At 54.8% G+C, this 14,131-nt stretch carries 14 protein-coding genes and 2 pseudogenes; 2 read left to right on the top strand and 14 right to left on the bottom strand.

Annotated elements, in window-relative coordinates:
• From CUC53_RS01235 to CUC53_RS01190, 9 genes are all read right to left on the bottom strand, one after another.
• The gene (locus CUC53_RS01235) at nt 1-522 is read right to left on the bottom strand and encodes a cupin domain-containing protein (RefSeq protein ID WP_100292472.1); all 522 of its coding nucleotides are present in this window, start codon (nt 520-522) and stop codon (nt 1-3) included.
• Between the two features lie 111 nt (nt 523-633).
• Complete coding sequence (locus CUC53_RS01230) at nt 634-1,890, bottom strand: MFS transporter (RefSeq protein WP_100292471.1); 1,257 nt, start codon at nt 1,888-1,890, stop codon at nt 634-636.
• 23 nt (nt 1,891-1,913) lie between these two features.
• Nucleotides 1,914-3,134, bottom strand: a complete 1,221-nt coding sequence (locus CUC53_RS01225; RefSeq protein ID WP_100292470.1) for an NAD(P)/FAD-dependent oxidoreductase — start codon at nt 3,132-3,134, stop codon at nt 1,914-1,916.
• Between the two features lie 3 nt (nt 3,135-3,137).
• Nucleotides 3,138-4,070 carry a VOC family protein gene (locus CUC53_RS01220; protein WP_100292469.1) on the bottom strand — a complete coding sequence of 311 codons (933 nt, stop codon included), beginning with the start codon at nt 4,068-4,070 and terminating at the stop codon, nt 3,138-3,140.
• A 74-nt stretch (nt 4,071-4,144) separates the two neighbouring features.
• On the bottom strand, nt 4,145-4,903 hold the full coding sequence (locus CUC53_RS01215; protein ID WP_100292468.1) for an SDR family oxidoreductase: 759 nt from the start codon (nt 4,901-4,903) through the stop codon (nt 4,145-4,147).
• Nucleotides 4,896-5,930, bottom strand: coding sequence for an aromatic ring-hydroxylating dioxygenase subunit alpha (locus CUC53_RS01210; protein ID WP_100292467.1), 1,035 nt, complete (start codon nt 5,928-5,930; stop codon nt 4,896-4,898). The genes CUC53_RS01215 and CUC53_RS01210 overlap by 8 nt, the downstream gene beginning before the upstream one ends.
• Before the next feature lie 30 nt (nt 5,931-5,960).
• Nucleotides 5,961-6,260: a recombinase-like helix-turn-helix domain-containing protein gene (locus CUC53_RS01205; RefSeq protein ID WP_100292466.1), complete on the bottom strand. Its 300-nt coding sequence runs from the start codon at nt 6,258-6,260 to the stop codon at nt 5,961-5,963.
• A gap of 14 nt (nt 6,261-6,274) precedes the next feature.
• On the bottom strand, nt 6,275-6,583 hold the full coding sequence (locus CUC53_RS01200; protein ID WP_100292465.1) for a non-heme iron oxygenase ferredoxin subunit: 309 nt from the start codon (nt 6,581-6,583) through the stop codon (nt 6,275-6,277).
• Between the two features lie 464 nt (nt 6,584-7,047).
• Nucleotides 7,048-7,830 carry an IclR family transcriptional regulator gene (locus CUC53_RS01190; RefSeq protein ID WP_236757837.1) on the bottom strand — a complete coding sequence of 261 codons (783 nt, stop codon included), beginning with the start codon at nt 7,828-7,830 and terminating at the stop codon, nt 7,048-7,050.
• Nucleotides 7,831-8,073: 243 nt separating this feature from the next.
• Here CUC53_RS01190 and CUC53_RS01185 point away from each other — a divergent pair, with 243 nt between their 5' ends.
• Entirely contained in the window at nt 8,074-9,069 is a 996-nt protein-coding gene (locus tag CUC53_RS01185; RefSeq protein WP_236757836.1) for a DUF481 domain-containing protein, read from the top strand.
• A gap of 218 nt (nt 9,070-9,287) precedes the next feature.
• Nucleotides 9,288-10,283, top strand: coding sequence for a DUF481 domain-containing protein (locus CUC53_RS01180; protein WP_100292462.1), 996 nt, complete (start codon nt 9,288-9,290; stop codon nt 10,281-10,283).
• A 71-nt stretch (nt 10,284-10,354) separates the two neighbouring features.
• Here the strand turns inward: CUC53_RS01180 and CUC53_RS01175 are convergent, their stop codons facing one another.
• The 5 genes and pseudogenes from CUC53_RS01175 to CUC53_RS01155 form a co-directional block, all read right to left on the bottom strand.
• On the bottom strand, nt 10,355-11,059 hold the full coding sequence (locus tag CUC53_RS01175; protein WP_100292461.1) for a MaoC family dehydratase: 705 nt from the start codon (nt 11,057-11,059) through the stop codon (nt 10,355-10,357).
• 427 nt (nt 11,060-11,486) lie between these two features.
• Nucleotides 11,487-12,293: an MlaA family lipoprotein gene (locus CUC53_RS01165; RefSeq protein WP_167386647.1), complete on the bottom strand. Its 807-nt coding sequence runs from the start codon at nt 12,291-12,293 to the stop codon at nt 11,487-11,489.
• An 81-nt stretch (nt 12,294-12,374) separates the two neighbouring features.
• Nucleotides 12,375-12,716, bottom strand: a pseudogene (locus CUC53_RS19530) (c-type cytochrome biogenesis protein CcmI/CycH); the annotation flags it as partial.
• A gap of 63 nt (nt 12,717-12,779) precedes the next feature.
• Nucleotides 12,780-13,649: pseudogene (gene ccmI / locus CUC53_RS01160) on the bottom strand (c-type cytochrome biogenesis protein CcmI); the annotation flags it as partial.
• Nucleotides 13,646-14,113, bottom strand: coding sequence for a cytochrome c-type biogenesis protein (locus CUC53_RS01155; protein ID WP_420808035.1), 468 nt, complete (start codon nt 14,111-14,113; stop codon nt 13,646-13,648). The gene CUC53_RS01155 and the pseudogene ccmI, both read right to left, overlap by 4 nt.
• Nucleotides 14,114-14,131: the final 18 nt, after the last annotated feature.

Below are 14,131 nucleotides of genomic sequence, written 5' to 3'. Positions count from 1 at the left end.
TCAAGCTCGCTTGATCTTGGACAGAGGGTGGCTGTCTGGGTAAGTCGGGGTGGTCGGTTTGCCAGTGCCGAGCATCACGCACATCAGGGCATCCTCTTCGCCATGATTCAGCAGGCCGCGATAAATACCGGGAGGGATCGAGATCAAATCCCGCTCATTGAGCTGGGTTTCGAAGGTTTCGCCGTCGTGCTCGACAAACAGGGTGATCGAGCCACGCAACATAAAGAACACCTCCTCCACATCGTCGTGCACATGGAGCGGTCCTTCACACTGGGCAGGCAGCACCATGGTCGAGAAGGTAAAATGCTCCGCTGGCACGGTGTTGCTGTCGCTCTGCACGCCAGTGGCACCGGTGCCCATGTAACGCATCTGCGCTCGGCGGTATTTGGGGTCATAGTCCGCTTGGAATTTCAGGGCATCGAAGTCATAACGACGGGTACTAAAACGGGCGATGCGGCTATCTAGCCACTCCCCCAGGCTCTTGTCGGTCGGTTTTACCCAGGTCGCAAGTGTCGCGTTCATCAGTTTTCCTCTTCTCTTCAGTGGTTGTCACTTCAGTGGTTGTGACTCAAATTCGGCTAATAGCCAGCCCTTCCGCGCCGCGCGGAATAAGCAAAATGGTCAGGGTTCAGATCAATATTTTTTGACGAGCGCTAGCAATAGCAAAGAGCCGATCAGCGCGACCCACACTAAGAACATCAGGCCCAGATTGAAGTCGCCGCTTTGGGCCACGATGTACCCCATCAGCACCGGAGCAGCCGCCCCCGCGAAGTTACCAAAGCCATTGAAAATGCCACCCGCGGTCGCGCTCACCTCAGCTGGGGTGATGCTGGCCAATAAGGCAAAGACTGCCGAGACCCCAAACCCCCAGCTCATGGCGCTGACCGACAGGGCTAAGATGGCGAACACCGGATCGTGGATCTGCAAGACCAGATAGAGCGCCCCCCCCGCGACGAACAGCCCACCAAATACCTGCGCCGCCCGCTTGCCGGTTTTGTCCGAGAGAAACGCTCCCGCCACCTCCCCGAACAGCATGGCGATAAATGGCAGGGATGACATGGCACCAAAAGAGGCAAGATTGACCCCTTTGGCCTCAATCAAATAGCTCGGTAACCAACCGTTGAGGCCCCAGAGATAGGTCAGCAAGGCGGTGTTAAACAGGCAAAGCGCCCAAAAAGAGGGGGATGTGAGCAGCCGCTGGCTATTGCGAAAGTGTTGCAGCCAAGTCACCCGCTTCTTTGGCGCCCCTTGGGCGGTCCCGCTGCGCAGTGACACCCCTTTCAGGCCCCAGTGGATCACCATCAAGGTGATGAGCGTCAACGCCGCCATGACGAAAAAGGTCATCTGCCAGCCATGGGCCTTGAGAATAAATGCGGTGATCGGAAACCCAAGCGCTGCGCCAATCGGGGTGCCCAGCAGAAACATGGTGCTGGCCCGTGCCTGTTGGCCTGAGCTGTAACACTGCTTGACGATGCTGTACGCCAGTGCAAAAAGTGGCCCTTCGGCAATGCCCAGTAGCACCCGCAGTACCAGCAACTGCTCATAGCTGGTCGCCATCCCCATCATGGCCATCAGCATCCCCCACGCCGCCACACTCACCAGTAAACAGGTGCGCGGGTTGATGATGTCGCCAATGAAACTTAAGCAGACCGACGAGAGGCCATAAGCCAGCAAGAAGCTGCTCATCAGCCAGCCCAGCCGGGTTTTGTCAGCCCCGATACCCATCGCATCTTGAAAGGTGGGGTCAGAGAACAGCACCGCAATGCTGATCTTGTCAAAGAAGGCCAGCACCACACAAACCATCAGCACGACGGAGATCGACCACTGCTTGAGCAGGCTGGCAGTGGCCGGCTGCTCCGCCATCACCAGGGTTTCTTTTATGCTTTCCATAGGTGTTTAACCTTATCGTCCTGTTAGGGTTTCAATGCCATCATGTTGGCGGCAGGATCGGCCAATTGCGCCGCAGGCAACACAGTGCCGCTCTTGAGCCAGCGCTTGCCAAGCTTCATCAGCTTGGCATCGTTGATCGTCACCATGGACGTCAACCGGTTCTCTTCATCCAGGTAGATAAAAGCCCGCTGCTGCTCGCTAACAATGCGTTCCACCAAGCGACTGGCCTGATTGGCTGGCGTGCCTAACATCTGAATATTGCACTGGTATTGATCCGACCAGATCCAGAGCGGGTCCCGATACTCGCAAGGTTCACCCAACATCGACTTGGCCGCACTGATGGCCTGATGCTGGGCATTCGCCCATGACTGCACACACACGCCGAGTTCAGGGTGAACGGCCACATCCCCTGCGGCATAAATATCGGGGTGTGAGGTGCGGCCAAACTCATCGACTAGCAGCCCGTGATTAACCGCCAAGCCAGCATCTCGGCCAAGTTCGCAGGCAATCTCGGCCCCCGCCCCGACCACCACGGTGTCCACTTCGCCGATGCACTGGTCGGCTCGCCACAGCTGTACTACGCCAGAATCCGTGGCCACCAAGTCGATGGCGCCACACGCCAGCTGCACGTCAACTCCCTGCTCTTGATGCAGTTGCAGCAGAAACGCCGAGAGCTCAGGGCGCACGCTGCGCGCGCACAAGCGATTCCCCTGTTCAAACAAACTGACAGCTACCCCCAGTGATCGCGCCGTCGCCGCCACCTCAAGGCCAATCCAGCCGCCGCCCAAAATGGCCAAACGCTGGCCAGGCAGCAGCCGCTCACGCAACCGAGCGGCATCGTCAAGGGTGCGCAGCGTCACTACCTGCGCCAACCCCAACCAATCAGAGACCGGCACACGGGCCCGACTGCCGGTGGCGATCAGCAATTTGTCGTAGGCCAGACACACCCCGTTGGCCAAGTGCACTTGCCGTTGCTGCGGGTCGATGGCGGTGGCCAACACCGGCTTGTGCCAATCAATAGCTAACTCGGCGATCGCCTCCTCTGAAAAGAGCTGCAGCGCTGCCGGCGCCATGGTGCCTGCCAGCACCTGTTTGGAGAGCGGCGGCCGCTCATAAAACACCTGCGCTTCGGCAGAGATCACCGACAGGCGCCCCATATACCCTTGTTGGCGCAGCGTATGAGCTGCCCAAGCGCTTGCTTGTCCGGCACCAATGATCACGATACGGCGAATGTCTGGATGCATGGCTCAGGCCTCCTGCTTGATCTGCCGCCGAGTGTGGCCATCGAGCCCCCCCTCGACAGCCCACTCCGTAAAGAGTGCCAAGCTGTGCTCCATGGTGCGAGGCTGCCACGCCTCGGTCAGGTAATCGTCATTGGTGTAGTACTCGAATGCCCCGCCCAGTGGGCTGTTGACATACCAGAAGTACGCCGACGAAATGGGGTGACGGCCCGGGCCAATAAAGGTGGACCAGCCATGACGATTCATCGCCATCCCTGCGCCAATCACTTCATGAATGTCACGCACCGTAAAGGCCACATGATTGAGCCCTGCGGATTTACCCGGCACATGCAACAAGAACAGATCATGGTGGTGCCCTTGGCCGGCGCAGCGCATGAAGGCGCCCTTGCCCTGATAGCTGTCGGAGAGATGAAAGCCGAGTCGATCCCGATAAAAGGCCTCGGTGGTCGCTAAATCTGGGGTGAAAAACACCACATGCCCAATCCCGATCGGTTCCCCCCGCTCATAGACGGGACTCGCCTCATTGACCCGACGAATATCACCGTGCTGGTTAATCGGCGCCACCGCTAGCTCAACCGAGCGCAGCCCCCCCAGTTGAAAGCGCAGCGTCATGCCGTTAGGGTCTTGGCAACGGAGGCAATCGGCCTCGCGGCTCAGTGAAGGATCGTCCGCCAGACGCTCTGCCAGTTGGCTTAAACAGGCGGCACTGGCCACCCCCCACACCACTTCACGCAAAGTCGAGCCCGGTTCAAAGGGCGCCGGCAAGCGTGGATCATCGACATCAAACAGATAGACACGACTGTGATTCAAGGTGAGAAACAGATCCGCCCCAGCGATATCACTAGCAGCCCGACTGAGCCCAAAGTCGGCCAAAAACGCGGTGGCCTTGGCTCGCTCAACCACCCCGAATTTCAGGGCCTCAATTCCTGTTATCTTCATGTTCATATTCTCTTGTAATTAGGCTCGACCGTTTAGTCGGCGGGTGGATAAGCGACTGCCCAGGATCGGGCGGGTCAGTTGCAGACAAACCCGCCATTCACCGGCAGATTCTGACCCGTGACAAAGGAGGCAAGATCCGACAGCAGATAGAGCACAGTGCCGTTCACATCCTCCGGTAGTTGCGGCCGATTAATGGCGCGCCCGTCGATATAGTGTTGATGGCGGGCCGCAGGCACATAGGCAGTCGCCTCCACCAAGGTCAGGCCAGGGCTCACGGCGTTGACACAGATGTTGTATTCACCCAGTTCACGGGCCATGGACCGGGTCATGGCAAGCAAAGCCCCTTTACTGGCGACATAGGCCATTAAGCGGGGGGCCCCCCACAGCGCGGTGTCGGAGGCGATATTCACCACCTTGCCCGCCCCCGCCGCTTTAAGATGAGGCACCACCGCCCGCGTCATCAGCCAACTGCCGCGCACATTGACCTGCATCACCCGATCCCACACCGCCATATCCAACTCCAGCATATCGACCCCACCAATACCGGTGGCAATCGCGCCGCAGTTGACCAAGCCATCCAGCCCACCCAACAGGCGGGCCGCCTCATTTGCGCAGTGGGTTATCGAGTCAGGGTCGGCTAAATCGAGCGCCACCCCATGGGCCATCTGACCCTGCGCGGCTAACGATGCAGCTTCGGCTAGTACCTGCTCGACCAGAATATCCGCCATCACCACCTTGGCCCCCGCCGCGCATGCGGCGTCAGCAAATGCCAGCCCGAGCCCTCTGGCAGCCCCAGTGATCAACAGGCGCTTGCCCGCTAGCAACTTATGCATCACTCAGGGCCTCTTCTTTGACCTGCAGCTGCGCTAACTGCTGTTCAGCCATCTTCTTCATCAGTCGGCGCAGCCGAGACAGACCCACGTCGTGCTGATACAAAAACTCATGGTCACGGGCATTGGGCGCCATCTGCTCCAGCACAATCCGGTCTTGCTCCAGCACATCCCAATGCAGCTTTTCCAGATGATTGCGATAAAGAAAGCGCCACACATCGCGCTGCCAACCGCTGACCTTGCGGGCCCGCCAGAAAAATACTCGGGTATGGTGCTCATCAATGGGGGTGGCGAAGCCAACGATCCAAAACTCACCACCTGGGCCAAACTGCTGCCGATAGGGGATCGACAAGCGCAGCCAGAAGGCGCCACTGCTGCCAAACTCCACCCAGTCGAAGTTGACGCCACTTTGTCCGGTCTTTTCGAAAATAAAGCCCTGCTCCGTGTTACGAGCCCGCATGTCGGCGCTCTTGTCCCCCTCCGCCATCGAGTGGGAGGTGCCGTGCAGATAGCTGCCGTGCATCGGGTCCATCACGTTATCCACCGCATAGCGGTAGTTGACCGCCCAATCGGCCTGACACAAGAAGCTGCTCCACTCCTCACTTTCTAGCTGCTCAGGCAACATCAGCTCAGCCGGCTCGCTGTTGGCATCCAGCCCAAACCACAGGAAGATGGCTCCCTGTTTTTCAACCACAGGATACGAGCGCAGACACTTGCTGCCGGTCATGGGGCAGGCATCGACCGCCGGCACATCGGTCACCACCCCCGCGCCATTGACCTCGACCCCGTGATACCAGCAGGCCACCCGATCTCCTAAATTCCACCCCAAGGAGAGGCGAGCCCCCCGATGCGGGCAGCGGTCTTCCAGCGCGTTGACCTGGCCGTTTGTATCGCGCCATAACACGATATTTTCCCCCAGCCGGGTGATGCCCACTGGGCTGGTGCCCACCTCCCAACTGGCCACCACCGGATACCACAGATCCTTCAGGCCCCGATTTAGATGCTGCTCTACTGCACTCTGTTGCTTCATGACGCTCTCCTCGATCTCTGTGCTGCCGACTCAGTAACCGAGGCGGGCCATCTCATCTTGAAAACTGGCGCAGCTCCACGCTTCACCGGCTTCGTTGCGCAATCCCCATTGATTAAGCGCAGCGACAAGGGACGCTAATTCGGTGATGCCCTCGGCAAACGCCCTCTCCAGTTGGCTGACCAGTTCCAACTCATAGCGGGTCGGCTCGCGGTAACGGTTCTGCCACACCAGATTGGTGCTCTTGCCGGGGATCTGAATATTGTTGAGCCCCGCCTCGGTACTGGGCGCCTTACTCAACCAAGCGGCCAGTTTGGGATTGAAATGTTCCATGAAGTGCTTCCTCGTCAAGCTAGGTGCAGCAGTACGTCATCACCTTCGATGCGTACCTCATAGGTGGTCAGATCGCGGCAACCTGGGCCGCTTTGCAGTTTGCCGGTGGGAATATCGAAGATGGCCTCATGCAGCGGGCACTCGATCGTGCGTCCTTCGATGAATCCTTCCGTGAGCAGGGCATAAGCGTGGGGGCAAATATCCTCAATGGCATGGAGTTGCCCCTCAACCATAAAGATCCCGATCTCTTTCTCTCCCACCTTGATTGCCACTGGGCTCTCATCCGAGATGGCATTCACTTTACAAACTGACACCCAACTCATACCACGCTCCAAAGTTCGCATTTAAAACATCATTTCATATGCGAACAAAATAAACGTTAGGTTTAAGTGGTGTCAATGAGATGTTTTGTTTTTGTTAAATTTGTAATGCCCGCCAGCCCTAACAAGGCCATCAGCCCACCTTCTGCATGAATGCAGAGGCAGGACACCCCGTCACCTTGGTAACCACAAAAAGAAAAGTATGCATTTGAATTAAAAGGAAAATAATGATGAATGGGGTTATTAGGGGAGCACAAAGCCACCGCTTCGCGATGGTGAATGAATGGACGCGGACACCAGCCCCGAGGCCCGTGAGCAGCGATTTTGTAACCGGTGAGCAAGATGGCAAGGCGAGGGGCGATAACAATCGGCCACCAACATCTTGCTATGACCAAGGGCAATTAAGAGGGGAAGATAAGCAGGAGGCCATGCAATGACGCATGGCATAACACTGGATTCACGGTTGATCAGGGATAGGCGTTATTCAAACTGAGCGTTCGCGATAAATCGTGGCCCGCCTGAATGACTTTATCTTGGATCCGTCCTTCAAACTCAGCACGGGGGAAACTACTTAAGGGACAACTTACCGAAATCGACGCAATCATGCTGTTGTCACTTAATCGGTAGATCGGGGCCGAACAGGCAGCCATAACCGGATTAAAATAGCCCCAACTGATCAGCGCTGGTCGCCCGCGCACCTCTGCAATACAAGCCAGTAATGACGCGGTACTGTGCGGGGTTCCCTCGGTGTAGGTTGCCCACTGATAATCGCGGTATAGCTCAACAATAGCCTCATCAGATAAGTCAGATAACAGCAGCTGCCCGGTCACGGTGGCATGAGCAGGCCATCGAGTACCGACCCCTACCGTGCTGGTGAAAGGACCGGTTGCCTGATAACGGTCGACAAAGACGATCTCTGTCCCTTGGCGGATCACCAGATGGCAAGCAATGGTGACCTCGTCACGCAAGCGCTGGATAATGGGCCGCGATGGTTCCAGTAAATCCAACCCAGATAAATAGGTAAACCCTAAGTCCAGCACTTTCGAGTTCAGGCGATAGCGGCGCGCGCCTTCGGCTTTATACAAAAAACCACAGCTTTCTAGGGTGTAAATAATACGAAAAGCACTGGAGCGATTGACCTCGATGGCGTCGGCAAGTTCAGAAACACTTAACTCCCGGCGCTCGTCACTGAAGGCTTGCAAGGCCTTCAACCCTCTCACTAAGCCGGGGACTATGTACCTCTCGTCCATCTCCATATCTTCCCCCTGTCGTGTCCGACACATTGTTAATGAAGGGAAAATTTGACCATGACCACGCCGGATCGTCAATCAATGGCGCGCCATCATTGTGCCCGCCAAGCTCAATCTCCCCCCACAGTGAGGCTACGATGAGGTGGATCTGTTTCATGATGGCGCCCCAGCTCACGTCCTAGACAGAGCTAATATGGAAAGAGTCAGTGGTTAAATGGCTGCTATGTTCTGCAAGGATGTGCGATGAAACAGTACCTATGGCTAGGGTATCTGCTGGTAATGAGTCCGATCGTCACCGCCGATGTGCTGTGGATGCACAATGGCGATCGACTCACTGGCACCATAGAAAACGTCAGTGATTCACAGGTTCGGATTACCCTGCCTTATGGCAGTACAATTACGGTTAAGCGCTCTGCGCTTAAGCGGTGGCGGCTGACCAATGAAGATAAACCCAAACCCACCGTCAAGACGGGGATGAAATTCCTGACATTCGCACCCGATGATCTGCATGCCTGGATCTGGACAGGAAGTAGCGATCTCAATGTCAAACTAAAACACACCCAAACCAAGACCAATAACGTCAACATCAAGGGTAACGTTGAGGTTTCTAGCCTCGAGTGGCGTTACAGCCTAGATGGTGAGTACATCTATGAAACCGCCAACAACCTCACCAACAGCCATGAGTATCAGTTAAAACCAATGCTGGACTTTTTCTTCGATCAACATTGGTTTCTTCGCTCGGGGATTGATGTGAATTACAAAATGCTGGCTTCAAGATACATGGACTTAGACTATGCCATCGGCCCTGGCTACCGCTTTTGGAATGACAAACGTCATCGTTTGGAATTAATGATCCAAGCCGGCTTAGCCCGTTCTTATTTCGAAGAGGGCTACTGGGATACCACGAATATCAAGATTTTTGATGAGCGAATCATCAATTACCCCTTGCTCAATGTGGGTTGGGACTATCGCCAACCGCTGAGAGTGTGGCAGGAAAACATCGAGATATTTAGCAAAGGGGGGTACAAGCGCTTTATCGCCCAGCCCTCTTCCTACCTAACACGAGAACGCTTAATGAAAGGGAGTATTGGGCTTCGCTACTACTTTAATCATCATGTCCGACTCTCGTTATCGAGCGATTTAGACTGGGAAGATATGCACCTCAATATTAATGACTCGGATATTTCCATCGATAATCGGGAGTGGCGCCATTACCTCAGCTTAGGTGCTAGCTTCTAACGCTCTCTCAGTGGGGGCTGCCCTTTACCACGCCTCCTCCCCACCCTTCCTTACACCACTGCTCGCCCCTGTCACGGTTCACTCTGCTGGGGACTCTGCGCTATCTCATCACCCACTCGCAATGCCACTGGGTTTAGCAGCAGAAAGGACATTATTGCTAAGCCCACCAGTGAGTTATGATATGCCACTTGGCAATGATGCTGTTGCAAGGATATGCAATGAAATACCTCCTCTGGATATTACTCGTCATGGCATTCAGCCCAGCCGTATTGGCCGATATTCTCTGGATGCACAATGGCGATAGGTTAAGTGGCACAATCGAGGAGGTCACTGACACCACTCTTAGGATTATCCTGCCTTATGGCAACCCCGTTACCGTGCAGCGCAAAGCCGTTAAACGCTGGCGTCTAGCGGGACAAGACAAGCCCATCCCCACCAGCAAAGGTGGGATTCGGCTGCTGGCGCTTAGCACCGATGATGATAAAGGGTGGCTCTGGACCGGCAGTACTGATTTGAATAGTAAGCTCAAACATAACGAAAAAAAGACCAATAACGTCAACTTAAAAGCAACGACTGAAATTGCCAATCTCAACTGGCGTTATAGCCTGAGCGGTGAATATATCTATGAAACTGCCAACAACCTGACCAACAGCCATCAATATCGGCTCGTGCCTACACTGGACTTCTTCTTCGATGATCATTGGTTTCTTCGCTCGGGACTTGATCTCGGCTATGACATGCTTGAGCCAGAATACTTGGATCTGAGTTATACCTCGGGCCTCGGCTATCGCTTTTGGAGTGATCGACAACATCGATTAGAAGTGATCGCCCAAGCTGGTTTAGAGCGCGCCTACTTCAGAGATGGCTATTGGGAGAGTATTGCTGCGGGCCTGTTCAAGGAGCGGATCATTGACTATCCCCTGTTCAATCTAGGCTTGGACTATCGCCAGCCTTTCTCACTATGGCAGGAGAAAATTGAGCTCTTTAGTAAAGGAGACTACTCCCGCTTTATCGCCCAACCATCCCCTTATGTGACTCGCCAGCAGGCTCTGATAGGCAGTGTAGGAATACGCTACTACTTTAACGATCACCTGCGCCTTTCTTGGTCTAGTGAGTTGGAGTGGGAAGATATTTGGTTAGACATAGCAGGAACCCACATCCCCCTTGCTGACAAAGAGTGGCGCCATTACCTCAGTGTGGGTGCCAGCTTCTAACCCCTCATCAATACCTCATCATGAAACAGGCTCACACGAAGTGAGCCTGTTTCATGCCAGGAGCAGATGAATTAGAAGTAAATGCGAGTCACCGACTCAATCACACAGCCTGGGCGACGCACCCCTTCAATCTCGACTTTGATCTCTTTGAGGAGCTCCAAGCCCTCTTTGATCGGGGTCACTCGCACCAGTTTTGTTCTTGCCCGAATATGGCTATCTACCTTTATCGGATAAGGAAAACGCACCTTATCCAAGCCAAAATTCACGACCATGCGCGCGGTTGGAAACTCGGCGGCTGCCCCCTCGACCGAGCCGGTTAACTGTGGCAGCAAGGCCAAGGTTAAAAAACCATGGGCTATCGTGGCCTTAAATGGGGATTCATTCGCTGCCCTATCTGGATCAGTATGAATCCACTGCTGATCGCCAGTCACTGCCGCGAATTGGTCTATCAATGGCTGGCTAATATGCAACCACTCGCCAACGTGGATCTCTTCACCTAACCGAGATTGCAGCTCCGTGAACAATCGTGCCGCTTCGCCACTGAGTGAGTGCGCGAGATTAGGTTGCCCATTCACCATTTGCTGAGCCGCCACTTCATGCGCGCTCTGCTGCTCAGAGGATAGATCGAGTACACGTCCAAACAGGGGGGGCAAATGTGCCTTTTGCTGAAACTCCCGCCAGTAATCACGGATCGCTGGTGACAGCCAATCCTTAAGTTCGAACGGATGCTGCGCCAAGATTTCGCGCTTGCGCTTCAGAAAATCGACAACTTTCATTTACCGATCTCCATGCTATTAAATGGTTGTAAAGAGGTCTAACCAGTACCATTTTATTAAAGTTTCAGATGAAAATGCAAAAAAATCTCGGCGTACAACTGTTCTTGCAACAAAACTGACCAATAACCGACGCCTTGTTTAACACTCATGCAGGCCGTTATAACGGGAAAAGCGCTCCCCAAAATCGCGGTGTAACAATGCGTGAAAGCGGGGATGAGAAGAGCGAGGACTAGCATTAACTCGTTGTTTAAGTGGGTATACCTTGATTTCGTTACCACCCGGTCACTGAGGGTAATGACATGGTAAGTCGTCATTCACCAAGCTGGCGGACAACGCGAATCGCCATGAGGTCGAGAAGGGCGAACCTGAGGTGGTAGGCTAATTTATCTGGGATAAATAGCCTACCCGCTGGGGGAAGAGTGGCTTACTAGTCTATCTCATCCATATATTGATCAAGCTCACCATCGTCAGGCTGAGGTTGCTCAGCCTTGAGCTCCGGCTTACGCCCTGTCACCTTGCCTTGATTAAACTGCAGATAAAAATCTTTAGTCAGGGCATAAGGATCCAGCGCATTGTCGATAATGCGCTCTTGATCAATCAGCTTGGCGCGGCTGTTGACACCGTCAAGTGCCCAATGTGCCACTCGAAATGGCAGGGTCAGCAAGGCATAGGGAAAATAGAGGGTATCAACCGTATCACCCACCAGCTCTCGGGTGGTCGTCGGGCCATAGACAGGCACCATCAAATAGGCACCCTCACCGATGTCCGCCTTGCCAAGCACGGTATCCATCTCCAACTGACTGCGCTCAAGGCCAGCATGTTTGGCCACATCAAATATGCCCAATAAACCCAGGGTGCTGTTGAGGGTAAAGCGGCCCAAATTGGTGCCTGCCCCTTTTAAATCACCCACCAATAGATGATTGACCATGCTGCTAGGCTCGTTGAAGTTCTCAACCAGATTCTCAATGCCATCCTTCATTCCCTGCGGAATATAACGAGCATAACCGTGCACCACAGGGCGGGCGACATAGGGCTCTAACACATCGTAGTTAACCGCCCACATGGCTCGGTTAGCACCTTGGAACGGATCGCGAGGGTCCGCTGCCGTGCTCGTCGCTTTGGGTTGTTCAACGCTGGGCGTGATGTCCAGACCCGCGGGCCCGGTTTTGGGTGGCCCACCGGCACATCCCGCTAACATAAGGGCTGTCAACAGGGCCCCAGAACGCAGATACATAGAAAGTCCTAGCTTTAAATTGTGAACAATCAGAAGTATAGGTTGTGCGGCCACCATCATGGTAGCCGCACTGACAGGGTATTAGAGGGGCTGATCGATGCGGATGTCAATCGGCACAGAGGGGGGCTCTATCGTCTTAATTGTCACTGAGATGCCTTCAAACGCCCCCGTTTTATCCATGACATTGCCACCACGGGAGAGACGCGCCTTAAATTGCAACTCGGGATATGCAGACAATTGACTCCCTTCCATCATGGCATCTTCATCGCCTAGGGTGAGCGTCATGGGGAATGTCGGCCCAGCGATACGTTTTACCGCAATCGGCATCGGCGGCCCATTAGGCACCACCGCAAACACGAATAAATGAGCATCCGGCGGCAACGCAATCCCAGCAGCTAGGCTGACCTGAATTGGGTATGCGCCGGTCGTGGCTGAGCGGGATGAGGCCCGCTCTGTACCCACAGTCGTCCCATTCCCATTACTTGCGGTCATGGCGATCCCACGCTGTTTGAGCTGAGCACGGGCGTACTCCATGGAGCGCTCAACCATCACATAACGGGGCGTCCCTTTCTCCAGCAGCGGCAACATAGCCTGCCAGCGTGCAAGTGCGGTTTGAAAATCCTCTTGTTGCAAGGCCATAAAGGCGTACACAGAGTGCGCTTCAATATTGTCAGGCTCGTCGGCCAAGGTGGCCTGTAATAGCGCGTTGGCCTGCGCCTCTTCACCTGTCATCATTAGCGCTTGAGCGTAAGGGACGGCTACTAAAGACTTTTGTGGTGCCAAGCCGTAGGCTCGCTCCAACGCTTCACTCGCCATCTCAGGATCATTACCATCGAGAGTGAGCCGCCCTAACAGTAACCAACCACGATAGTCGTCTGGCTCGTCTTTTAATCGGGTCCGTAACGCCAGCGTAAAATCCAGTAAATCCTGCTCGCTCACCTTGGCATCCCGCTCAACCAAAATGCGATTACTGAGTTCACTCAAACGGCTATTGGCCTCTTGCCAGCGGCTGACTTCCTGCCATGCACCGAGTTTGTAATAAAGGCCCAGACTGACCACCAGCAACACCAGCACACCGGGGATCCAGATCAAACTTTTACCACTGCGAGCAGTCTGCTCCACATCGGGAATATCATCTAGCAGGCTACGTTGAAGCTCCACCAACGACTCTTGCTCTTCGGCTAAGATCCCTTGCTCACGCTCTTCACCAATCTCCAACACCCGCTGACGGTAGAGCTGCTTGTTCAGCGCCGACCGGCTGATATTCTGTTTACCTTGGCCACGCCACAGCGGTAGTACCAACGCCAAACTCACCAGCACCAACAGGGCCGCGATCACCATCCAAAAGGCGGTCATTGTTTCTCTTCCTCTTTGAGCAGCGCAGCCAAGCGCTGCTGCTCCTCTGCACTTAGGGAGTCAATGTTTTGTCTCACAGCCACTGGGGAGCGGCGGCTTCGCATTACCACCACGACACCGCCGATGACAATCACCAGCAGAGGTCCTAACCAAAGGATCAGGGTCGAGGCCATCAGCGGTGGGTTATAGAGGATAAAGTTACCGTAACGGGCCACCATGTAGTCGACGATCTCCTCTTTATCCTTGCCTTCACGCACCATCTGATAGGTCTTGTCACGCAGATCCTTGGCAAGCCCCGCATTGGAATCGGCAATATCTTGGTTCTGGCATTTAGGGCAGCGTAGCTCGCGGGTCAGTTCACGAAACATCTGCTCCTGATTGTCGCTGTCGAAGTTATACACATCGATAGCCGCCATGGCGGGCCCTTGCACCATCGCGGCCAGCATCAATATCAGGACGGTCATCACGACTCTCATCATCAC

Source organism: Aeromonas cavernicola (genome assembly GCF_002795305.1).
In the GTDB taxonomy this organism is placed as follows: Bacteria; Pseudomonadota; Gammaproteobacteria; order Enterobacterales; family Aeromonadaceae; genus Aeromonas; species Aeromonas cavernicola.
Note: the sequence above shows the minus strand (reverse complement) of the source record. Positions and strands in the feature narration are given on the sequence as shown.

Excerpts from the sequence above, each read along its gene's own strand:
- CUC53_RS01210 (WP_100292467.1), bottom strand. The coding sequence starts at position 5,930 with ATGAAGCAACAGAGTGCAGTAGAGCAGCATCTAAATCGGGGCCTGAAG.
- CUC53_RS01235 (WP_100292472.1), bottom strand. The coding sequence starts at position 522 with ATGAACGCGACACTTGCGACCTGGGTAAAACCGACCGACAAGAGCCTG.
- CUC53_RS01220 (WP_100292469.1), bottom strand. The coding sequence starts at position 4,070 with ATGAAGATAACAGGAATTGAGGCCCTGAAATTCGGGGTGGTTGAGCGA.
- CUC53_RS01185 (WP_236757836.1), top strand. The coding sequence starts at position 8,074 with ATGAAACAGTACCTATGGCTAGGGTATCTGCTGGTAATGAGTCCGATC.
- CUC53_RS01230 (WP_100292471.1), bottom strand. The coding sequence starts at position 1,890 with ATGGAAAGCATAAAAGAAACCCTGGTGATGGCGGAGCAGCCGGCCACT.
- CUC53_RS01155 (WP_420808035.1), bottom strand. The coding sequence starts at position 14,113 with ATGACCGTCCTGATATTGATGCTGGCCGCGATGGTGCAAGGGCCCGCC.
- CUC53_RS01190 (WP_236757837.1), bottom strand. The coding sequence starts at position 7,830 with ATGGACGAGAGGTACATAGTCCCCGGCTTAGTGAGAGGGTTGAAGGCC.
- CUC53_RS01165 (WP_167386647.1), bottom strand. The coding sequence starts at position 12,293 with ATGTATCTGCGTTCTGGGGCCCTGTTGACAGCCCTTATGTTAGCGGGA.
- CUC53_RS01215 (WP_100292468.1), bottom strand. The coding sequence starts at position 4,903 with ATGCATAAGTTGCTAGCGGGCAAGCGCCTGTTGATCACTGGGGCTGCC.
- CUC53_RS01180 (WP_100292462.1), top strand. The coding sequence starts at position 9,288 with ATGAAATACCTCCTCTGGATATTACTCGTCATGGCATTCAGCCCAGCC.
- CUC53_RS01225 (WP_100292470.1), bottom strand. The coding sequence starts at position 3,134 with ATGCATCCAGACATTCGCCGTATCGTGATCATTGGTGCCGGACAAGCA.
- CUC53_RS01200 (WP_100292465.1), bottom strand. The coding sequence starts at position 6,583 with ATGAGTTGGGTGTCAGTTTGTAAAGTGAATGCCATCTCGGATGAGAGC.
- CUC53_RS01175 (WP_100292461.1), bottom strand. The coding sequence starts at position 11,059 with ATGAAAGTTGTCGATTTTCTGAAGCGCAAGCGCGAAATCTTGGCGCAG.
- CUC53_RS01205 (WP_100292466.1), bottom strand. The coding sequence starts at position 6,260 with ATGGAACATTTCAATCCCAAACTGGCCGCTTGGTTGAGTAAGGCGCCC.